The organism is Roseovarius litorisediminis, from assembly GCF_900172295.1.
Classification (GTDB): domain Bacteria; phylum Pseudomonadota; class Alphaproteobacteria; order Rhodobacterales; family Rhodobacteraceae; genus Roseovarius; species Roseovarius litorisediminis.
The window spans coordinates 44,264-64,078 of record NZ_FWFL01000011.1 but is presented as its reverse complement, the minus strand read 5'-3'; the positions used below and the strand labels follow the sequence as shown (position 1 = coordinate 64,078).

At 59.3% G+C, this 19,815-nt stretch carries 18 protein-coding genes; 4 read left to right on the top strand and 14 right to left on the bottom strand.

Features of this window, described 5'->3' with window-relative positions:
- Positions 1-84: 84 nt before the first annotated feature.
- Positions 85-660 carry a YceI family protein gene (locus PEL8287_RS17475; protein WP_085893723.1) on the top strand — a complete coding sequence of 192 codons (576 nt, stop codon included), beginning with the start codon at positions 85-87 and terminating at the stop codon, positions 658-660.
- A gap of 83 nt (positions 661-743) precedes the next feature.
- Here PEL8287_RS17475 and PEL8287_RS17470 read toward each other — a convergent pair whose 3' ends face one another.
- The 12 genes from PEL8287_RS17470 to PEL8287_RS17420 form a co-directional block, all read right to left on the bottom strand.
- The gene (locus tag PEL8287_RS17470; RefSeq protein ID WP_085893722.1) at positions 744-1,640 is read right to left on the bottom strand and encodes an aminotransferase class IV; all 897 of its coding nucleotides are present in this window, start codon (positions 1,638-1,640) and stop codon (positions 744-746) included.
- 45 nt (positions 1,641-1,685) lie between these two features.
- On the bottom strand, positions 1,686-2,897 hold the full coding sequence (locus PEL8287_RS17465) for a DegT/DnrJ/EryC1/StrS family aminotransferase (RefSeq protein ID WP_085893721.1): 1,212 nt from the start codon (positions 2,895-2,897) through the stop codon (positions 1,686-1,688).
- A gap of 125 nt (positions 2,898-3,022) precedes the next feature.
- Complete coding sequence (locus tag PEL8287_RS17460; protein WP_085893720.1) at positions 3,023-4,327, bottom strand: NAD(P)/FAD-dependent oxidoreductase; 1,305 nt, start codon at positions 4,325-4,327, stop codon at positions 3,023-3,025.
- Between the two features lie 45 nt (positions 4,328-4,372).
- Positions 4,373-5,734, bottom strand: a complete 1,362-nt coding sequence (locus PEL8287_RS17455) for a glutamine synthetase family protein (RefSeq protein WP_085893719.1) — start codon at positions 5,732-5,734, stop codon at positions 4,373-4,375.
- A gap of 3 nt (positions 5,735-5,737) precedes the next feature.
- Positions 5,738-6,415 (bottom strand): type 1 glutamine amidotransferase, encoded by a 678-nt coding sequence (locus tag PEL8287_RS17450; RefSeq protein WP_085893718.1) that lies wholly within the window; start codon positions 6,413-6,415, stop codon positions 5,738-5,740.
- Positions 6,416-6,509: 94 nt separating this feature from the next.
- Positions 6,510-7,826 (bottom strand): glutamine synthetase family protein, encoded by a 1,317-nt coding sequence (locus PEL8287_RS17445; protein WP_085893717.1) that lies wholly within the window; start codon positions 7,824-7,826, stop codon positions 6,510-6,512.
- A 159-nt stretch (positions 7,827-7,985) separates the two neighbouring features.
- The gene (locus PEL8287_RS20570) at positions 7,986-8,132 is read right to left on the bottom strand and encodes a glutaredoxin family protein (RefSeq protein ID WP_370737929.1); all 147 of its coding nucleotides are present in this window, start codon (positions 8,130-8,132) and stop codon (positions 7,986-7,988) included.
- Between the two features lie 69 nt (positions 8,133-8,201).
- Positions 8,202-8,777 carry a TetR/AcrR family transcriptional regulator gene (locus tag PEL8287_RS17440; protein WP_085893716.1) on the bottom strand — a complete coding sequence of 192 codons (576 nt, stop codon included), beginning with the start codon at positions 8,775-8,777 and terminating at the stop codon, positions 8,202-8,204.
- A 227-nt stretch (positions 8,778-9,004) separates the two neighbouring features.
- Complete coding sequence (locus tag PEL8287_RS17435; protein WP_085893715.1) at positions 9,005-9,943, bottom strand: sterol desaturase family protein; 939 nt, start codon at positions 9,941-9,943, stop codon at positions 9,005-9,007.
- The gene (locus tag PEL8287_RS17430; RefSeq protein WP_085893781.1) at positions 9,940-10,332 is read right to left on the bottom strand and encodes a hypothetical protein; all 393 of its coding nucleotides are present in this window, start codon (positions 10,330-10,332) and stop codon (positions 9,940-9,942) included. Before PEL8287_RS17430 ends, PEL8287_RS17435 begins: the two co-directional genes overlap by 4 nt.
- A 46-nt stretch (positions 10,333-10,378) precedes the next feature.
- Positions 10,379-11,284 carry a DMT family transporter gene (locus tag PEL8287_RS17425; protein ID WP_085893714.1) on the bottom strand — a complete coding sequence of 302 codons (906 nt, stop codon included), beginning with the start codon at positions 11,282-11,284 and terminating at the stop codon, positions 10,379-10,381.
- A gap of 77 nt (positions 11,285-11,361) precedes the next feature.
- Positions 11,362-12,045 carry a leucine-rich repeat domain-containing protein gene (locus PEL8287_RS17420; RefSeq protein WP_139837851.1) on the bottom strand — a complete coding sequence of 228 codons (684 nt, stop codon included), beginning with the start codon at positions 12,043-12,045 and terminating at the stop codon, positions 11,362-11,364.
- Between the two features lie 233 nt (positions 12,046-12,278).
- On the opposite strand from PEL8287_RS17420, the gene PEL8287_RS17415 reads away from it, so the two are divergent.
- The 3 genes from PEL8287_RS17415 to argF all read left to right on the top strand — a co-directional run bounded on the left by PEL8287_RS17415 (position 12,279) and on the right by argF (position 15,931).
- Entirely contained in the window at positions 12,279-13,535 is a 1,257-nt protein-coding gene (locus tag PEL8287_RS17415; RefSeq protein WP_085893712.1) for an MFS transporter, read from the top strand.
- 240 nt (positions 13,536-13,775) lie between these two features.
- Positions 13,776-14,969, top strand: a complete 1,194-nt coding sequence (locus tag PEL8287_RS17410; RefSeq protein WP_085893711.1) for an aspartate aminotransferase family protein — start codon at positions 13,776-13,778, stop codon at positions 14,967-14,969.
- A gap of 35 nt (positions 14,970-15,004) precedes the next feature.
- Positions 15,005-15,931: an ornithine carbamoyltransferase gene (argF, locus tag PEL8287_RS17405; protein WP_085893710.1), complete on the top strand. Its 927-nt coding sequence runs from the start codon at positions 15,005-15,007 to the stop codon at positions 15,929-15,931.
- Positions 15,932-15,998: 67 nt separating this feature from the next.
- Here the strand turns inward: argF and PEL8287_RS17400 are convergent, their stop codons facing one another.
- Both PEL8287_RS17400 and PEL8287_RS17395 read right to left on the bottom strand, forming a co-directional pair.
- Complete coding sequence (locus PEL8287_RS17400) at positions 15,999-17,255, bottom strand: NAD(P)/FAD-dependent oxidoreductase (protein WP_085893709.1); 1,257 nt, start codon at positions 17,253-17,255, stop codon at positions 15,999-16,001.
- 20 nt (positions 17,256-17,275) lie between these two features.
- Entirely contained in the window at positions 17,276-19,714 is a 2,439-nt protein-coding gene (locus PEL8287_RS17395; RefSeq protein WP_176228686.1) for a GcvT family protein, read from the bottom strand.
- Positions 19,715-19,815 lie beyond the last annotated feature (101 nt).

The following is a 19,815-nucleotide window of genomic DNA, read 5'->3' as shown; positions in this document are numbered from 1 at the left end:
GTTTAAAATTGCCGGGTTGCCCGTTTTCACGGGCAGCCTATTTACATCTCCAGAATGTTTTAACGCGTTATGGAGAAACCAAAAATGAAAACAATCCTTGCTGCTGCCGCTCTGGCACTGACTGCATCCGGGGCTTTGGCCGCACCCGAGAAATATACGCTGGACCCCAGCCATAGCCAGGTGGTGTTTTCCTACCAGCATCTGGGCTTCTCGACCACTTTCGGCATGTTCTCGGGGTTTGAGGGTGAGATCATGTTCGATCAGGAAGATCCTGCCAACTCATCAGTCAGCGTTTCGATGCCGGTGATGTCGATGATGACCGGCTGGGAGAAACGGTTCGAGCATTTCATGTCGGATGATTTCTTTGGTGCCAGCGATGGGGACATGGTGACCTTTACATCCACCGGGATCGAGGTGACGGGTGACAACACCGCCAATATCACAGGCGACCTGACGATGAACGGGACAACCAAATCGGTTGTTCTGGATGCCAAGCTGAATCAAGCTACAGGACACCCGATGAAAGACGGTCAGCCCTGGGCGGGGTTCAATGCAACCACCACCATTCTGCGGTCGGATTTTGGTGTGGACAAGTTTGCGCCCTACGTCAGCGACGAGGTTGAGGTGCAGATTTCGATCGAGGCCGGCAAGGCCGAATAACGAACGGACAAACTTTTCATTGCTCACGGAACAGGCTGCCCGCGGGGATGCGGGCAGCTATTTATTTTGGGCAACCTGCCTGTTCAATACGGGATTTCTGTGCGGAAGGCCGGATCCTTCAGCAGGGCGAAATAGCGTTGGCGCAAGTGGCTGGCGATGGGGCCGGCGGCGCCGTTTGAAAAAGTTCTCTCGCCGATCCGGGCCACAGGAATGATGCCGCCGCCCGAGGATGAAAGGAACACTTCGTCCGCCTGCATCAGTTCCGTGACAGGGAGGGCGCGCTGATCTACCTGCAGGCCTTCAGAGGTGCAAAGCTCGATCGCGGTACGGCGGGTGATTCCATGCAGAACACCCTGATCGGGTGTGACCACGCGCCCGCCTTTGAGGGCAAAGATGTTGAATCCCGGCCCTTCTGTCACATTGCCTGCGTGATCGGGCAGGACAACGGTTTCAAAACCACGATCCTTGGCCTCGAACAATCCGGCGGTGAAATCGCCCCAGTGATAGTTCTTGGCACGTGGATTCACGCTGTCTGGCGGGATGCGGCGGGTGGTTTCCGACAACCACAGGGCAATGCCCTGATCCGCAATCTCGGGTTTGACAACATGCACGTAGGGCACACACCAGGCATAGAAATGGTTGGCGCAGTCGCGCGGATCGCGGCTGCCGGGGATCAGCGGTACCCCGCGGGCCGCTACCATGGCCACATAGGCGTTCAGCAGGCCCGAGCGCGCGACCATGGCGTGCAAGGCACGGGTCCTTGCAGCTCGGTCCATACCGGTTTCCATGCGCAGGGCGGTCATTGAGGTCTCGAACCGGTCAAGATAGTCGTCCAGCCGGAAAAACGCCCCGTCCCACACCGGCACCACGTCATAGGTGACGTCGGAATGGGTCACCGCCCAGTCGGTGACGCCAATTGTGGCCTGATCAATCGGCATGATCTGCCCTTTGATCCAGGCGGCCCCTTTGCTGAAATCCATGACATGCCCCTTTTCCGCCCATTCAGCGCCGGCGCAGGCCGGTGGTCAAGTCCCGTAAGCGCGGGTATCGCCCATGACATCATCGGCGGCGCTGGTCAGGGCCCCGGCGATCAGGTCAAGTTCAGTACGTTTCAGCCGGGCGGGCAGGCGGGTGTCGCAGGCGCGCATCAGCATCGCACGGGTCCGCGGCAGGTCAGGCGTTTCACCGGGCAGGAAATGCCAGTTCCAGAAGGCGCGGGCATTGTCCGCCGACAGGCCGAACACCTGCACCTTGACGCCGCGCGCGGCGGCGGCATTGGCAAAGGCACGGGTTTCTTCGTCGCTCAGGCCAACAAGGTTGAACTGAATGGAATCCGGCGCGCGGTTTTCCTTTTCAAGCTTTTCCGGCACCTGCAGCCAGGGGGATGCATTCAGCAACTTTGCAACATAGTCGTGGTTGGCGCGGCCGTCTGTGACGCGGCGGGCAATTTCGGGCAGTTGCGGGCGAATGATGGCCGCCGAGATGTTGTTGAGCCGAAGGTTGTACAGCGGCAATTGGTTCTGCGCCCTGGCAAAGGCGGCATCCAGCGCCGGATCGGGCTGGGTAATGTGTTTGGCCCAGTTATGCTCATACGCGCCCGACATGATCACGGCGCGGGCAATCAGATCGGGGTCATCGGTGACCATGATCCCGCCTTCGCCGGCATTGACCAGTTTGTAGGACTGAAAGCTGAAACAGCCCACGCGCCCGATGGTGCCGATTTTCGCACCGTTCCAGGTGGTGCCCAAGGAATGCGCCGCATCTTCGATCATCGGGATTTCGCGGGCCTCGCAAAGCGCCGTGATTGCATCCATGTCCGAGGTATGTCCACGCATATGGCTGACAATGACGGCACTGATATTGCTCTCAAGTTTTGCCGCAAAATCGTTGATATCAATACGGTAATTTTCGCCCACCTCGCAAAGGACCGGAATGCAGTCGGCATGCACCACCGACGAGGGCACCGCGGCAAAGGTAAAGGCAGGGATCAGCACACGCGCGTCCCGCGGCAGGCCAAGCGCCTTGAGGGACAGGAACAAAGCCGCCGAACAGGACGACACCGCCAGAGCGTATTTTGTGCCCATCAGGTCGGCAAACTCGCGTTCCAGAAGGGTCACGGGCGCACTTTCGGGCGCTGTGTAGCGGAACAGATCACCCGATTCCAGCATCCGGTCAATCTCGGCCCGGGCTGCGGCGGGAATGGGTTCGGCGTCATATACGTTGGGGGGAAGGGACATGTCTTCGGGTTTCCTGAATGTTGTCTTCGGATTTTCAGAAAACATAATGTGATGAAAGCATCAAACGCCAATAAAAAAGCCGGATCTTGATCGGATCCGGCTTTAATTGTTGCTTTTTAGCACGCTCAGACGCCCAGACGGTCACGCATGGCATACCAGGTCATCGCCAGAACCAGCAGCGGCGAGCGCAGGGCGCTGCCGCCGGGAAAGGCCGGAGCCGGGACGCGGGCCATGGTATCAAAGCCCTCGGCCTGTCCGGCAATCGCATCGGCCATCAGCTTGCCCGCGTGGGTGGCTGTACCGACCCCATGACCGGAATAACCCGAAGCCGACAGGATATTGGGTGCTAGCCGCGCCAGATAAGGCATGCGTTTCAGGGTGATGCCAAGGGTGCCGCCCCAGGTGTAGTCGATCTTGACATCGCGCAGATGCGGATAGATTTCCTGCATCGGCTTGCGCACCGTCGCCGCGATATCGCTGGGGAAACGGTAGCCATAGCTTTCGCCGCCGCCAAACAGCAGGCGTTTGTCGTGCGACAGGCGGAAGTAGTTGATCACGAATTTCGTATCGGCCACGGCGATATCGCGGGTCAGCACACGGGCCGCATCATCGCCCAACGGCTCGGTTGCGGCGATGAAATTGTTGATCGGCATGACACGGGCGGCCACTTTTCGCTCCAGCCCGCCCAGATAGCCGTTGCACGCCAGAATCACATGATCAGCCTCGACCTGGCCATGGTCAGTCCGCACCACAACGCGGGTGCCGCGCTGGATGTCGTGCACCACAGAGTTCTCGTGAATCCGGACACCGGCGCTCTGCGCTGCCCGCGCCAGCCCAAGGGCATAGGATAACGGATGCAGGTGGCCGGCCCCCATATCCAGCGTGCCGCCCTTATAGGCAGGCGAAGGGCAGATCTCATAAAACGCGTCCGCCTCCAGGTTTTCGATCTGATCATAGCCATACGTCTTACGCAGATGATCGGCATAGCCGTGCTCTTGGGCAACCTCGCGCGCGGTAAAACAGGCATGGGCTATGCCAGGCTTGAGATGGCATTCAATCTTGTGCTTTGCCACCAGCGACTTGACCAGGTTCTTTGCATCTTCGGCCAGATTCCACAGCTTCGCAGCATCCTCGTGGCCCATCATCTTTTCCAGCCCGGTCTGGTCCATCCGCTGGCCACTGCCCAACTGGCCGCCATTGCGCCCCGAGGCGCCAAAGCCGACGCGATGCGCCTCGATCAGGGCCACGTCATAGCCGGCTTCGGCCAGATGCAGCGCCGCTGACAAGCCGGTGTAGCCGGCGCCGATGACACAGACATCGGCCCGTGTCTGGCCTTTCAGGCGCTCAAACGGGTCCAGCGGCGTCGCGGTTGCCGCATACCAGCTTGCAGGGTATTGGCCCTGGCGGTCATTGGCGTAAAGCAGGTTCATGCTTTCACTTTTCCCAAAATACTCATGCCCGCGCTGATCCCCGGATCAGACGTTCAGCAAAAGATGCTCGCGTTCCCATGGGCTGATGACCTGCAGGAACTCTTCGTATTCGGCGCGTTTCACGATCGAATAGACCCGGGCAAATTCCGGCCCCAGAATGTCATGCAGTTCCCTGGCTTCATCAAAAAGATCCAGCGCATCGCCCAGCACCTGCGGAATTTCGGCCTCGCCGGCGTAGGCATCGCCCTTGAACTGCTTGGCGGGACGGGTTTCATTTTGCAGCCCCAGCAGGCCACAGGCCAGGCTGGCGGCAATCGCCAGGTAGGGGTTGCAATCCATGCCCGCCAGCCGGTTTTCCACCCGCCGAGACTTGGGGCTGGAAAGCGGCACACGGATACCGGTGGTGCGGTTGTCACGGGCCCAGGCCAGGTTGATCGGGGCGGCGTTGTCTTTCACATAGCGCCGGTAGGAATTCACATAAGGCGCCATCACGGCAATAGCGGCGGGCATGTGTTTTTGCAGGCCGCCGATGAAGTGATAGAACGCGTCTGTGTCACCGCCCTGCGGGCCGACAAAGATGTTCTCACCGGTTTTGATGTCCAGGATCGAGTGGTGGATATGCATCGCCGAGCCGGGCTCTTCCTCGATCGGTTTGGCCATGAAGGTGGCAAAGGCATCGTGGCGCAGTGCCGCCTCGCGGATCAGACGTTTGAAGTAAAAGACTTCGTCGGCCAGTTTCACCGGATCGCCGTGCTGCAGGTTGATCTCCAGCTGTCCGGCGCCGCCCTCCTGGGTGATTCCGTCAATCTCGAATCCCTGCGCCTCGGCGAAGTCATAGATGTCGTCAATCACCGGGCCAAATTCATCCACGGCAGTCATCGAATAAGCCTGGCGCGCGGCGGCGGGGCGGCCCGAGCGGCCCATCATCGGTTTGATTTCCTGGGACGGGTCAATGTTGCGGGCGACTATGAAAAATTCCATTTCGGGCGCAACCACAGCTTTGAGCCCGCGTTTGGCATAAAGGTCAACCACCCGTTTCAGCACGTTGCGCGGGCTGCATCCGATGGGTTTGCCATCGCGGTCTTCGGCGTCGTGAATCACCTGAAGAGTCCAATCGCCGGTCCAGGGTGCGGCCGTCGCGGTTGAAAAGTCCGGGCGCAGCGTCATGTCACGTTCGATAAAGCCTTCTTCTTCGTCAGCGGCTTCACCCCAGTCACCGGTGATGGTTTGAAAGAAGATCGAGTCGGGCAGGTGGAAATAGTCCTGCCGGGCGAATTTCGTTGCAGGAACCGCCTTGCCGCGGGCAATGCCGGGCAGGTCAGAGACGATGCATTCGACCTCGTCCAGGCGGCGGCCCTCCAGGTAGTCACGGGCGGCTTGCGGTAGTTTGTCTGTCCAGTCAGCCATGTCTCAGGCTCCTCGTTTAAAGAATTCCGCCACGCGGGTGGCGATTTTGTCGCTGTCGATGGGAATGTCGAGTTTGGCGGCCGCGTCGTCGATCAGCGTGTCCGGTACCAGGCCGCGACCACGGGTTTCCAGAAGCTGGCCAACCATGCGCGACGTGAATTCGGGGTGGGGCTGAATGGTATAAATGCGGTGGTCATAGACAAGGGCTGCGTTGGCGCAGAAGTCTGACGTGCCGATCACCTGGGCCCCCGGGGGCAGTTCTGTCACCTGATCCTGATGCCAGGCGTTGATCGCCAGTTCCTGACCTTCGATCGTGTATTTTGTGTGCCCTATCGACCAGCCGCCTTTGAATTTCTCGACCTTGCCACCAAGCGCCTGTGCAATGATCTGGTGGCCAAAGCACACGCCGACCAGTGGGCGGCCAGCAGCATAGATATCGCGGATCAGTTGCTCTAACGGCGGGATCCAGGGGTGGTCCTCGTAGGCGCCGTGCTTCGAGCCGGTAATCAGCCAGCCATCGGCATCATGCGGACCGGTCGGGAATTCTTCATCGACCACGTTATAGCCCCGGAACTCAAACCCGTGGCCGTCCAGCATCTGGGCGAAAACGGCATCGTAATCCCCGATGTCTTTTTGAAACTCGGGGATGGCGTGGCCGGTTATTAGGATGCCGATCTTCATGGGTATCTCGTAATTTGATCAAATTATTGATAGCGCAGAGCACCTGCTGCAGCAAGTCCAATCACAGATTGCTGTAAATGAACGCGATAGGCAATCAAACCGTATCAAGGTAGGTTTTCCAATGCGCCGACGGCGGTATTTTTTCGATGCGATTTCGTTCCTGCCGTTTGGTCATCACCAGATTGCGGATCAGCGCTGGTGAAAAGATACGCGCAATGCCGGGGTCTTTTTCAAACAGATTGATCGCCGCCTTCCAGCTGGGCGCCAGCTGCTCCAGATCCAGTTCATAGGCATTTCCCTTGATCGGTTCGGGGGGGGCAAGCCCGTCTTCGATTCCGTTCATCGCTGCGCCAAGGATAACTGCCAGTGTCAGGTAGGGGTTGATATCGCCCCCAGCGACGCGGTGCTCAATCCGGCGGGCAGCCGTGGAACCGCCGGGAATGCGGATCGCGGCGGTGCGGTTTTCATAGGCCCAGCACACCCCAGTCGGGGCATGGGCGCCGGGCACCAGACGGGTGTAACTGTTGGCATGGGGTGCAAAAAGCAGGGTCGACGCTGGCATCGCCGCCAGGCAGCCTGCGATGGCGGAAAGCATTGTGTCGGTGCCCTCTTTGCCGCCGTTGTTGAACACGTTGTTGCCAGCCGCATCCAGCACAGAGAAATGCATGTGCATGCCGTTGCCGGCGTCATCCTCGAACGGTTTGGCCATAAAGGTGGCGGCAAAGCCATGTTTGCGCGCCAAGCCCTTTATAAGCGTCTTGAAGGCCCATGTATCATCAGCGGCGCGCAGTGCATCCTGATGGTTGAGGGTAAACTCGAACTGACCGATCCCCACTTCGCAGGTGGCGGTCTGAGCGGGGATGTCCATTTTGGCGCAGCCCTCATAAAGAGCGCTCAGGAATTCATCAAACCCATCCATCTGCGAAACCGACAGGACGTCGGGCGATTTCAGTCGGCGACCATTGCGCGGGTCACGCACATGGGCAAGTTTGCCGCTTGTATCGTCGATCAGAGTGAATTCCAGTTCGGTTGCGGCAATCACTGCCCAGCCGCGCGCGGCATAGCGGTCAAGCACGGCAACAAGGGCATGGCGCGGATCGCCGGCGAAGGGGCGGCCATCCTCGTGGTACATCGACATGGGAACCAGCGGCTGGGGCACATCTATCCAGGGCAGGGGCATGGGGCCGCGTTCGGTAGGGCGCAGGATGCCGTCGGCATCGCCGCTTTCAAACACGAGCGGGCTGTCGTCGATATCGGCGCCAAAAATATCCACGTTCAACGCGGAATAAGGCATGCGCACACTACCTTTGTCGAGGCTGGCAGCATAGCTGGCGGGGACGCGTTTGCCGCGCATCTGGCCATTGAGATCGCAGGCGGCAACGCGGAAGGTGGGGAATTGGCTAAGATCCATGGGGTAGTCCTGTGCAGAATTTGCGACAGTCTAACCTCACCGGGGGGCGCTTGCCAATGGAATTTGATCAAAATATTTTGCGTGGATCGAACCAGCGCTGTTTTGTAAGCTCTGTAAGGTTTGTGCGGCGATTTCCTAAGGTCGGCAGGCGCGGGACGTCTAACCCAGTCTGAGGCGTAAATCCTGATCGTTTCCGATGTGTTCGCCATCAACAAAAACCTGCGGGATTGACCGGGCCCGGGGAAGACGGGCGCACAGGGCCTGCATCACGTCCGGGTCGCTGACATCATGTTCGGTGAAGGGCAGGATAAGATACAGTCATGGGTTTTCTCCTTTTGCATTTTGAACGAGCGTTCCAATCCGGGCCAAAAAAAATCACCCCAGCATGATGTGAACCTGTGCCAGTATGGCGGCGATGGCAGATTTGCGCGGGGTGGCGCGGGTCAGAACCCGCAGGCCGATTATCAGGCCAAGAAGCGCCTGTGCCGTACTGCGCGGTGCGATGTCGCGGCGTATCGTGCCCTCGGCCTGCGCAGCGACGATACAATCGTGAAAGAAGTTTTCAACCTCGGCAATGCGGCTGTCGACATATTGCGCGATCTCTTCGTCATGCGGTGACATTTCAAGTGCCGTATTGATCATAAGGCATCCGCCCGGAAGGCCCTTGTTGGGCTTTGCGGTGGCTTCAAACATCGCGATGATGGCCTGTTTTGGCGGCGTGTTATCCCGGATATGCCTCAGAAAGTCCGTACAGTAATTTTTGTCGTAGTGTTCCAGCGAGCGCAGGAAAAGTGTGCGTTTGTCGGTAAAGGCAGAATAGATGCTGCCGCGGTTGATGCCGGTGGCGTTGACCAGATCTGCCATCGAGGTGGCCGCGAACCCTTTGGCCCAGAAAGCGCGGGTGGCCCTGTCAAGCACGTCAAGATCGTTATAAGATTTTTCCCAGGGCATCCGTGGACCTTTGATAGTAGACTGGCAATGGCATCACTGGGCACAAATGATTTGACCCAACACGACGTAGACCATCCCCGACACCGCATGCAAGGGTTGAGTAATGGGCCCTCGCCTACGATGCCGGAAATGAGTGGTCCGGTCGTGAGTCATTAATGATTAGCAGTAGAAGCAGGTATGGAACGAACGGTCAAATAACAAAAAAGTGCGTTGACGTTAGCCTGAGGTCATGGACGCGGATCAAATCCGGGGGTGCCGGAATCTTCGGGGTGTTGGGCCAGATGTTTCCGCTTGATCCGCTCGGAGGTGTCGCGCGAGCCATCATGGCTCCAGCCCGGGGGGGCGAGTGCATACATCAACCGCTCGCGCCATGTCAGGTCCGGACGGGTGATATCGCGAAAAATGCCGATCCATTCGTGAAAGGCGACGCGGATCGGGTTGAACGTGCCAAGGTTATGGACAAGGCCGTAGTCCACCTTTTCGCTGTCCAGTTCGGGCACGAAGGTGCCGAACATCCTGTCCCATACGATAAAGACCCCGGCATAATTGGCATCCAGATAACGCGGATTTCGGCCATGATGCACCCGGTGATGCGACGGCGTGTTCATCACGGCCTCAAACCAGCGGGGCAATTTGCCGATTGCCTCGGTATGAATCCAGAACTGATAGATCAGGTTCAGCCCACCGCAGAAAAGCACCATAGCCGGGTGAAACCCCAGCAGGATCAGCGGGGCGCGGACGATCATCATGAAGGTGAACGTACCGGTCCAGGTCTGTCGCAGGGCAGTTGTAAGGTTGTAGTGCTGGCTGGAATGGTGATTGACGTGGCTGGCCCAGACCCAGCGGATGCGATGGCCAAAGCGGTGCACCCAGTAATAGCGTAGATCATCCAGCACAAAACACAGGGCAACCACCCAGGTGGACGTGCCCAGATCCAGCGGCGTGATCGCCCAGAGGGCCATGAAGAAGCTATAGGCGACAAAGCCCAGAAGGATTGTGGAAGTCACATTGCCTGCCCCCATCAGCAGCGAGGTCAGGGCATCGCGCGTTTCGTACCGGCCGCCGCGGCCTTTGATCACGATCCACAACAGTTCGGCCAGGATGGCAGCGATGAAAAACGGCACCGCCCAGTGGGTCACTTCGGGGTAGGTCAGCATGTCGGTCATGCGGTATCCTTTAGCAGGGTTGGCCATTTGTCGGCCTCGTCCGCATCCAGTGTCAGGTTGATGTGTGGCGCGGTGTAGTCGGGCAAGTCGATGCGCAGGCCACGGGCGGTGCGGGTGATGTGGGCCCCGGCGAGATACCGCGCGGTGGTATCGGCACCCATGTGCCAGACGATTCCGGTGCCGCGCGCGGTTTCGATGAGTGCGGCGTGGTGATCATGGCTGAGGATGACGCGGGTGGCGGTATCGTCAGGAAACTCACGGGCCCAGGCAGCGCGGGCGTCAGCGTCACCGGTCAGCGTAGCGGGGTGCGACAGACCCAGAAGGTGCAAAAGCAGCACAAGCCCGGCGATGCCGATCACGACCATGGGTAACAGGATGCTGAGTGGCACGATTTCCCCTTTCACGCGCAATTAAGCGCAATCGGCGGGGGGATTGTCAAAGGGGGCGTTGCGTCACAACCGGGGTTTTAAGCCGCGCCTCGCGCCAAGCCAAAAGGCCCGCGCCTGCCAGAATGATGCTGGCCCCAAGCACCGAGGTGGCATCGGGACGCACGTCAAAAATCAGTGCGTCGTAAAGCGCGGCAAAAACCAGAGCGGCGTAAAAGAAGGGCGCGACAAAGCTGGCATCGGCGCGGGCCATGGCGTTGACAAAGCAGGTCTGCGCCAGCGCCATCAGAACGCCAATTCCGATCAGCGCCGCCCATTGTGCCAGCGTGGGCGCGATCCAGACCGGGATCATTGCCAAAGAGGCGATGACCACACCGATGGCGTTGTTGACCAGCAGGATCTGAAAAGGCCCTTCGCGTCCTGAAAGCCGTTTGATGAAAATCAACTCGGTTCCCAACAACAGGGCCGAGCCAAGCGCCAGCATTGCCCCGAAGGCGATGGTGCCCCCGCCCGGGCGGGTAAGGATGGCCGCGCCGACAAGGGCAATGATGGCCGCAGACCAGCGCACGGGCCCTACTTTTTCACCCAGCAGGGGAATGGCCAGCATCATGCCGAAAACCGGATTGAGAAAACTGATGGCGGTGGCATCCGACAGCGGAATGAAGCTGGCGGCGGCAAACATGCAGGTGACCCCGCCCCAGCCCAGGGCCGAACGTGCGGTGTGTAGTTTCAGATCGGGTCGGCTGAAGCCCGGGCGCATGATCAGCGCGGCCATGCCAATGGCGAGAAAAGCAAAGATGAACCTGCCCTGACTGATCTGCAGGGGATGCAGCGCGGGGCCAAGAGCGCCTGTGCCAATCGCCTTGGCCAGCAGTGTGGTGCCCGCAGCAAAAGCCGAGGCCGCCAGCGTCAGCAGGGCGGCAAGGCCGGGGTTATGGGCGCGGGGCGTGAACATGCGCCAAGGCTTGATATGCCCAGACGCCGCTTGCAAGCCAGAAACGGTGCTAACCTCATTTTCTTGGGTTGCCAGTTTCAGGGTCGCGGAAACGGTCGCGGCAGGTAGAGCCTGTCGGCCAGCCGGTTCAATTGTGTTTTGAGCAGATATAGCGGGGCAGGGACGTAGTTTTGTTTGAAGGCACTGCCGTTAAAGACCTCGGGCACAGTTTCAAACAGCCGGTCATAGTGCTTGCGTGATCCGTCATGGGCATAGCTGCGATGCAGGTTGATCCAAATCAGCCTGCGAATACGGGTGGCCGGTTCCAGTGTCAGGATTTCGGTGCTGCCGATATCGACCCGTTCAAGCGAGCGGATCTGTGTCAAAGGCTCCAGGTCCTGTACAAGGGTCTTGCCGATATCCAGAAACTCGAGGTTATCGTTCCCGACGAGCGGCGCAAGATCGTGAACTCGGGTATTTCTTAGGCTAAGATATTTAAGTTGGGGCAGTTGCGAGATTTTGCCCAAAGATGAAATTTCAGTTTCTGCCAGGTTCAGGTGCCACAGGTCGGGAAGTTGCCCGATCTCATCTGGCAATTGGCGCAGGCGGGGCAAGTCGCTGAAATCAAGCACGGTTTTTCCAGCCGCAATGGTGGCCTTTATGCGTTGGCTTGCCTCTTCAAAGTCCTTTTGCGCCTGCTGACGCGCCTGAAAATTCCTGGGCAGAATGGCTACGGCAGCGAGCAAAGCCAGAACCACAACGAAAAGAAACAGTTTGCGCATGTAATCCTCTATGCGGTTGAAACCTGCTGCATTGCTGGTTTCGCTACCCTCTGCTGGCCAGATTGATGGCAAAAAATGATGAAGTCCATTCCCCGCACCAAATGATCCGGGCACCGGCGGCAGGATTTAACATTTACGTGTCCGAAATGCCAAAAGCGACAGCGTGTCGTTTGGAGCCATGAAACGCTGCAAATCCTGTGTCAAGGCAGAGCTTTAGAGTGCGATAGGTTTGCATGCATCAGCGCCGAATTCCAGAATGGCTTCGCCATGCGCCTGCGCCCAGTGTGCGGGGGTTTGCCGTGCTTGCCGGAACCGAGGCAATCGCACGCGGCATCCTGATTTCGGTCTTTCCGCTGGAGATGTATAACGTCCTGCAGGATGCCAGCCTGGTGTCCGAGGCGTATTTTGCAGTGGGCTTGCTGTCGCTGATCGCGGGGCTGATGGTGCCCTTTCTGGGCCGGTTTGTGCCCCGGCGCTGGATCTATTCGGCAGGCGCCCTGATGTTTGCTTTTGGCGCGTTGCTGGCGCTTGAGGGCAGTGCGGCGGCGACTGTCACGGCGTTGATCATGATCACGGTGGCGACGGTTACCACCTTCGTCTGTTTTAACGCCTATGTGCTGGATTACATCGCCAAAACCCAGTTGGGCCAATGCGAAACCTCGCGCATGTTCTATAGCGCGCTGGGCTGGACGGTGGGCCCGGCACTGGGGGTTTTTCTGCTGGGCGTCTGGCGGCCGCTGCCGTTTCTGATTGCCGCCGTGGCAGCGGGAATCATGCTGGCCGTGTTTTTATATATGCGGCTGGGCAACGGCCGATTGATTACCAAAGCCCACCTTGCCCCGACAAACCCCTTGTCCTACATGCCCCGGTTTTTTGCTCAACCCCGGCTGGTCGCCGGATGGCTTTTTGCGGTGATCCGGTCATGTGGTTGGTGGATATACATCGTTTATCTGCCGATTTTCGCGGTCGAGCAGGGGTTGGGGGATCAGTTGGGCGGGACGGCCCTGTCGATCAGCAACGGCATGCTTTTCCTGACACCATTCATGCTGCGCTGGATGCAGCGAACATCGATCCGCTATGCGGTGCGTGTCGGGTTTTTGGTGTCTGGCGCGTTGTTTCTGGGGGGGAGTCTTATGGTGGACCTGCCCTGGATTACGGTGCTGTGTCTGGTGATGGCGTCGTTTTTCCTGATCCTGCTGGATGTTTCGGCGGGCCTGCCGTTTCTGCTGGCGGTCAAACCGTCCGAGCGCACCGAGATGTCGGCGATTTATGCCAGCTACCGCGATGTATCGGGAATTGTCACGCCGGGGGCGGCGTGGATGGTATTGCTTGTGGCGCCGCTGGCCGGTGTATTTGCGCTTGGCGGTGCGGGGCTGTGGGCCGCATATACGCTGGCCCGGGTGCTGCACCCGAGGTTGGGGAAAGACCGTGGTCAGCTTGCCCCGGTATCGCACGAATTTGACAATGCCGCGCCGCTTGAGACAGCGTAAGACGGGCGCGGATGCATTTTTGGGCTTCACGTAGGCCTTACAAGCGGCTATGCCGACGCCATGATCAAAAGCGCTACATATACTGCTGACCGACGCCGACGCCTTCGCGCCTGACGTCCCGCCCGTTTGATCCCGGCGTTTGAAACGCCAAAACTCTCTTCACATGATTGATCCCGCCCTTGTTGACTTGATCGGAGCATTCCGGCACTCAAAGGGCTTCTTGAACAAAGGATACCACTGATGATCCCGTCCGTCTTGCCGACCTATAACCGCGCGCCGATGACATTTGTCAAAGGCGAGGGCAGCTGGCTGATCGAGGCTGACGGTCGCCGATTTCTGGATCTGGGTGCGGGGATTGCGGTGAACGCTTTGGGCCATGCCAACCCGGCCCTGGTAGCAGCGCTGACGGATCAGGCAGGCAAGCTGTGGCATACCTCGAACCTGTACCAAATCCCGCAGCAGCAGGCGCTGGCCGACAAGCTGGTCGCGGCCACCTTTGCAGACACTGTCTTTTTCACCAACTCGGGCACCGAGGCCTGCGAGCTGGCGGTCAAGATGGTCCGCAAGCATTTCCATGACGCAGGTCAGACGGACCGGACCGATATCATTGCTTTTGAGGGGTCTTTTCATGGCCGGTCGGCGGCAGGGATTGCCGCTGCCGGATCCGAAAAAATGACCAAGGGATTTGGGCCTTTGCTGCCCGGTTTCAAACATGTGGCCTGGGCCGATCACGAAGGGCTGAGGGCGGCGATTGACGAAAATACCGCTGCCATCCTGATTGAACCGGTGCAGGGCGAGGGCGGTATTCGCCCGCTGCCTGATCAATGCCTGAAAGGCCTGCGCGATCTGTGTGACGAACATGGCATGCTGCTGATCCTGGACGAGGTCCAATGCGGCGTGGGCCGGACCGGTAAATTGTTTGCGCATGAATGGGCCGGGATTGAGCCCGATATCATGATGGTGGCCAAGGGCATCGGCGGTGGCTTTCCTCTGGGGGCGGTTCTGGCGACGGAAAATGCGGCATCGGCCATGGTGGCTGGTACCCATGGCAGCACCTATGGTGGCAATCCGCTGGCCTGTGCCGTGGGCTGTGCGGTGATGGATATTGTGGCCGAGCCTGCGTTCCTGGCGGACGTAAACCGCAAGGCAGGGCTTTTTCGGCAAAAGCTTGAGGGGCTGGTGGCCAGCCATCCTTCGGTCTTTGAAGGGGTGCGCGGCGCGGGCCTGATGCTGGGGCTGCAATGCAAGGCGCTGAATGCGGATGTGGTGAGTGCCGGTTATGACGCGCTGGTGGCCACGGTGCCAGCGGCCGACAATGTGGTGCGCCTGCTGCCGCCGCTGAACATCACCGACGACGAAATTGCCGAGGCTGTCACCCGTCTGGAGGCTGCCGCGACGCAACTTGAGCGCGCTGCAGAGTCGGCCCGGACCTGAACCTTATTACCTGACAAATTACAAAGCGATATGACATGACCCATTTTCTGGACATCCACAAAACCGACCCTGCCGATCTGCGCGGGATCATCGACAATGCGCTGACGATGAAAACCGCCCGTATGGGCCGTCCACGCGGGACACCGGATGACGATCAGCCCCTGGCGGGGCACATGGTGGCGCTGATATTTGAAAAACCGTCGACCCGGACGCGCGTGTCATTTGATGTGGGCGTGCGCCAGATGGGCGGGCAGACGATGGTGCTGTCTGGCGCCGATATGCAACTGGGCCATGGTGAGAGCATCGCCGACACCGCCCGGGTGCTAAGCCGCTACGTCGATCTGATCATGATCCGGACGTTTGACGAAGGTGTGCTGCTGGATATGGCAGAATATGCCGATGTACCGGTGATCAACGGGCTGACCGACCGTACCCATCCCTGTCAGATCATGGCCGATGTGATGACCTATGAAGAACATCGCGGCCCGATCAAAGGCAAAAAGGTGGTCTGGTCCGGGGATGGCAACAATGTCTGCGCCTCTTTTCTGCATGCGGCGGCACAATTCGGGTTTGACCTGACATTTACCGGCCCGATGCAACTGGACCCGGAACCCGAATTCATCGGCTTGGCGCGCAAGGCCGGCAGCACGGTCACGATCGAGCGCGACCCGATGAAAGCCGTTGAAGGCGCCGATCTGGTTGTCACCGACACATGGGTGTCGATGCATGACAGCCAGTCCACCAAGGAACGTCGCCATAATATGCTGCGCGGCTATCAGGTGAACGAACGGCTGATGGCAGGGGCCAAGCCTGACGCGCTGTTCATGCACTGCCTGCCTGCCCACCGCGAGGAAGAGGCGACATCGGCGGTCATGGATGGCCCCAATTCTGTGATCTTTGACGAGGCAGAAAATCGGTTGCATGCGCAAAAGGCAGTCATGCGCTGGTGCCTGGGGGTATAGAGCCGACAAGACCATACTCTGAATTGAGCGCCGATTTCATTGAACTCAGCGCCCTGACGCAGACAGTCTAATCCCGTCGGCCAAACCGCTGAGGGGCAAAATTGGTGATGTCGCATAGGGATGGCTGACCCCTGGCCAGATCCGTCACGATTCTGCCGGTCACGCCCCCCAGTGTCAGCCCGATATGCTGATGCCCAAAGGCAAGGATAATGCGGTCTGAGGCGGGTGAGTACCCGATCACCGGAAGCGCATCCGGCATCGTTGGGCGATGCCCCAGCCATGTGTCTTCGGGCGGGCCAAGCGGGCCGAACATTTCGTGCGATTTACGTTGCAGGTAGTTGGTGCACCTGGTGTTGAACGCGGCGTCGATGGCGTTGATTTCCACCGTGCCCGCGATGCGCAGCCCATGCGCCATGGGCGTTGCGTAAAAGCCCGCCTCGGCCCATCCAACGGGGCGCGATACCAGCCCGCCGTGATTGCGATAGAGGATATGATAGCCCCGCTCGGTTCCCAGAGGCAGGCGTTCTGCGCCGCTTCCGCTGATCTGGCAGGACCGGGCGCCAGCACACAACGCCAGTCGGCCCGCGCGGATCTGGGTGCCGTCGCTCATGTAGGCCGTCACGCCTGTGTCATCAGGCCGGCACCGGATAACACTGTGGGGCAGGTAGGTTCCGCCAAGCGCCTGAAAGCGTTTTTGCATCCGTGTAACCAGTTCCTGGGGGTTGGTTACATGCCGCGCGCCCTTGAAATGCAGGCCACGGTGTACAGGCAGTTGCAGGTCTGGTTCCAGCTGACGGACCTCATCGGGTGACAGCTCGTTGAAGTCAACGCCTTGTGCGCGTCTCATGGCGTTGCTTTCCAGCGCACCCTCGTAGCCAGACCGACTGGACCAGACATAAAGACAGTCATTGCTGACCATCAGATCTTCGGCGCGGGCTTCGGTAATCAGTGGGTTCAGCCCGGCATCCGCCTGGGCCAGGATCTGCCCAAGCGTCTGGCTGATGTGGCGCACATTGGCCGTGCGGCAATTCTTCAGGAATGACACCATCCAGCGCGGGTTTTTCAACCCGTGCCAGAGGTTGAAACTCAGCGGGCTTTCCCGGCTGGTCAGGAGATGCGGCAGCGACGTAAAAACTGACGGGCTGTTGACCGGGATGCAGGCATAGGTGGCGATGGTACAGGCCGAGCCATAGGTCGTGCCCGATCCCGGGGGGTTGGGGTCGCATATCAGGGTCTTCAACCCTTCCTTTTGCGCCCAAAGCGCGGCGGACATGCCGACAATGCCGGCCCCCACAACGATCAATTCAAAGTCATTTTGTGCCATTATCTTACCGTATAGGGATATCACCCACGCGGGCGCAGGTTTTGCGGGTCATGGGGGCTGTCTGCAATGACGATGGCATTGTACCGCGTATCAAGGATTTCAACACTCAGCTTTGTCCCTTCGGCGGCAAATTCCCGCGGAACGATGGCCATCGCCAGATGCTTGCCCAGATAGTGACCATAGGCCCCCGAAGTGGTCAGGGCGATCACCTTGTCGCCGGCGCGCACCGCCTGATTCATCGCAGGTTCGACATCGGCGTCACCCACCAGCACCTCCAGCGTGATCAGTTGCACCTGCTCTTTGCCGGCATGCGCGGCAACGCCCCTTGCCCCGATGTAATCGGTTTTATCCGTGCCGATGAAACGCTCAAGACCAACTTCGGCCAGCGTGTTTTGCGTGGTCAGTTCCTGTGTGACAGCGCGATAGGATTTCTCAATCCGCAAACTGTCCAGCGCGCGAAAGCCGACATGGCGCAGGCCCAGATCGGCCCCGGCCTTTTCCAGCTGATCCAGGATGTGATGCTGAAAAGCGATCGGGTGATGAAGTTCCCACCCCAGTTCGCCACAGTAATTTACCCGCATCACGCGCACACCGGTGGCCCAGCCCACCTCGTGTTCCTGCACGTCGAACCATTTGAAGCTGTCATTTTCCAGCGACCCGTCAACGATTTGCGATAACAGTTCGCGCGATTTGGGTCCGGCCACGGTGAAACAACCCCAACCCATGCTGACATTGGTGATGGTGGCGTTGTCATCCGGTGTCAGGCGGCTGCGCAACACATGCTCGTCGTGCACTTCGGAAAAGGCCGGGCCGCAGAGATAGAAACGATCCTCGGCCAGCCGCGCCACGGTGTATTCTGCACAAAACCGGCCGTTTTGATCAAGCGCATGCGCCAGCGTCACGCGGCCATCGCGTTTGGGCATGGTATTGGCCAGGGCGTGTTCCAGAAACGCCAGCGCGCCGGGGCCGGTGACCTCCCATTTGGCAAAGCTGGTAAAGTCGATCAGGCCCACGCCCTGCCGGATGGCGCGGCATTCTTCGCCGATCACCTCGAACGCATTCGAGCGGCGGAAGGTCGGCGTTTCAGGTGTGCGCGACCCGTCGGCGTCAAACCACCGGGCGCGTTCCCACCCACCGGCCACGCCCCAGACCGCACCTGCACGGGTCAGCCGGTCATGGCAGGGGCTGGTTTTGCCGGGCCGCGCGGCAGGCATTTCCAGATTTGGATAGTGGATGTCGAAAATATGGCCGTAGGTCTCTTCATTTTTTACCTTGGTGTGGATTTTTCCGGCGTGGGTATTGAACCGGCGCGGGTCAACCGACCACATGTCAATCGTTGGCGCCCCTTCGGTGATCCATTCAGCCAGATACCGGCCGTTGCCGCCCGCAAACATGATGCCCGAGACAAACCCTTCGGCCAGCCAGAAATTCTGCAGCCCCGGTGCCGGGCCGACAAGCGGATTGGCGTCAGGGGTGTGGGCGATGGGGCCATTCACAACGGTCTTGATGCCCGCATCACCAAACGACGCGACCCGTTCCATCGTGCCTTCAAGAAAGGGCTCAAGTATATCGTAATCAGGCGTTAGAAGTTCGGCGCCAAATCCGGGTGGCACGCCATTGACCGCCCAGCTTGCGGGGTTCGGCTCATAGGGTCCAAGGATCAGCCCGTCATTTTCCTGACGCAGGTAGAACCGGGTGCGGTCATCGCGCAGTACCGGCATTTCTGGAAGGCCGGCTTTGTTGTGGGCCTCGAATTCGGCAATGGTCTCGGTCACGACATATTGGTGCAGGACCGGGATTGATGGCACGTTCAATCCGACCATCGCGCCGGTCTGACGGGCATAGTTCCCGGTGGCGCAAACAACGTGCTCGGCCAGAATTTCGCCCGTGTTGGTTGCAAGCAGCCATTCGCCTGAGGCGGTCTGGTGTATTGCTGAAACTTCGGTGTTCAGGTGAATTTTTGCACCCATCTTTCGCGCGGCCAGGGCCATGGCCTGCGTCAGGTCGGCGGGCGCGATGTGGCCGTCGTCTGGATGGTAGAGCGCGGCAATGATGTCGTCCAGATTTGCAAGCGGCCAGAGTTTACGGGCCTCGTCGCGTGAAATGATATCGCATTCGATGCCAAAAGCACGGGCATAGCTCAGATAAGCGCGATACTCATCCAGCCGATCCTTGGATGACGCCAGCCGCAACTGGCCACATTGGTGAAAGCCCACAGGTTGACCGGTTTCGGCCTCAAGCTGGCTGTATAGCGCAATCGAGTGACGATTGATCTGGCTCATCGTCTGATTGGGGAAATAAAGCGCCAGCAGACCAGCCGCATGCCAGGTGGAACCAGCGGTCAGTTGCGTACGCTCCAGCAGGCAGCAATCTGTCCAGCCAAGCCTGGACAGATGGTAGAGCACGCTGACCCCGGCGACGCCCCCGCCGATGACCGCAACGCGAACCTGTTTTGTCATGGGCCTGTTTCCTACTGCCAGAGGCAACCACGCAGCTTCCTGCCTTGTTGCAGAAGACATGCTAGGGCGTTCTATACCGCGCGGCAAAGCCTTGTGACCTG

What these genes read in the sequence shown, in the direction of transcription:
- PEL8287_RS17475 (WP_085893723.1), top strand. Translation starts at nt 85, where the DNA reads ATGAAAACAATCCTTGCTGCTGCCGCTCTGGCACTGACTGCATCCGGG.
- PEL8287_RS17470 (WP_085893722.1), bottom strand. Translation starts at nt 1,640, where the DNA reads ATGGATTTCAGCAAAGGGGCCGCCTGGATCAAAGGGCAGATCATGCCG.
- PEL8287_RS17465 (WP_085893721.1), bottom strand. Translation starts at nt 2,897, where the DNA reads ATGTCCCTTCCCCCCAACGTATATGACGCCGAACCCATTCCCGCCGCA.
- PEL8287_RS17460 (WP_085893720.1), bottom strand. Translation starts at nt 4,327, where the DNA reads ATGAACCTGCTTTACGCCAATGACCGCCAGGGCCAATACCCTGCAAGC.
- PEL8287_RS17455 (WP_085893719.1), bottom strand. Translation starts at nt 5,734, where the DNA reads ATGGCTGACTGGACAGACAAACTACCGCAAGCCGCCCGTGACTACCTG.
- PEL8287_RS17450 (WP_085893718.1), bottom strand. Translation starts at nt 6,415, where the DNA reads ATGAAGATCGGCATCCTAATAACCGGCCACGCCATCCCCGAGTTTCAA.
- PEL8287_RS17445 (WP_085893717.1), bottom strand. Translation starts at nt 7,826, where the DNA reads ATGGATCTTAGCCAATTCCCCACCTTCCGCGTTGCCGCCTGCGATCTC.
- PEL8287_RS17440 (WP_085893716.1), bottom strand. Translation starts at nt 8,777, where the DNA reads ATGCCCTGGGAAAAATCTTATAACGATCTTGACGTGCTTGACAGGGCC.
- PEL8287_RS17435 (WP_085893715.1), bottom strand. Translation starts at nt 9,943, where the DNA reads ATGACCGACATGCTGACCTACCCCGAAGTGACCCACTGGGCGGTGCCG.
- PEL8287_RS17425 (WP_085893714.1), bottom strand. Translation starts at nt 11,284, where the DNA reads ATGTTCACGCCCCGCGCCCATAACCCCGGCCTTGCCGCCCTGCTGACG.
- PEL8287_RS17420 (WP_139837851.1), bottom strand. Translation starts at nt 12,045, where the DNA reads ATGCGCAAACTGTTTCTTTTCGTTGTGGTTCTGGCTTTGCTCGCTGCC.
- PEL8287_RS17415 (WP_085893712.1), top strand. Translation starts at nt 12,279, where the DNA reads ATGCATCAGCGCCGAATTCCAGAATGGCTTCGCCATGCGCCTGCGCCC.
- PEL8287_RS17410 (WP_085893711.1), top strand. Translation starts at nt 13,776, where the DNA reads ATGATCCCGTCCGTCTTGCCGACCTATAACCGCGCGCCGATGACATTT.
- argF (WP_085893710.1), top strand. Translation starts at nt 15,005, where the DNA reads ATGACCCATTTTCTGGACATCCACAAAACCGACCCTGCCGATCTGCGC.
- PEL8287_RS17400 (WP_085893709.1), bottom strand. Translation starts at nt 17,255, where the DNA reads ATGGCACAAAATGACTTTGAATTGATCGTTGTGGGGGCCGGCATTGTC.
- PEL8287_RS17395 (WP_176228686.1), bottom strand. Translation starts at nt 19,714, where the DNA reads ATGACAAAACAGGTTCGCGTTGCGGTCATCGGCGGGGGCGTCGCCGGG.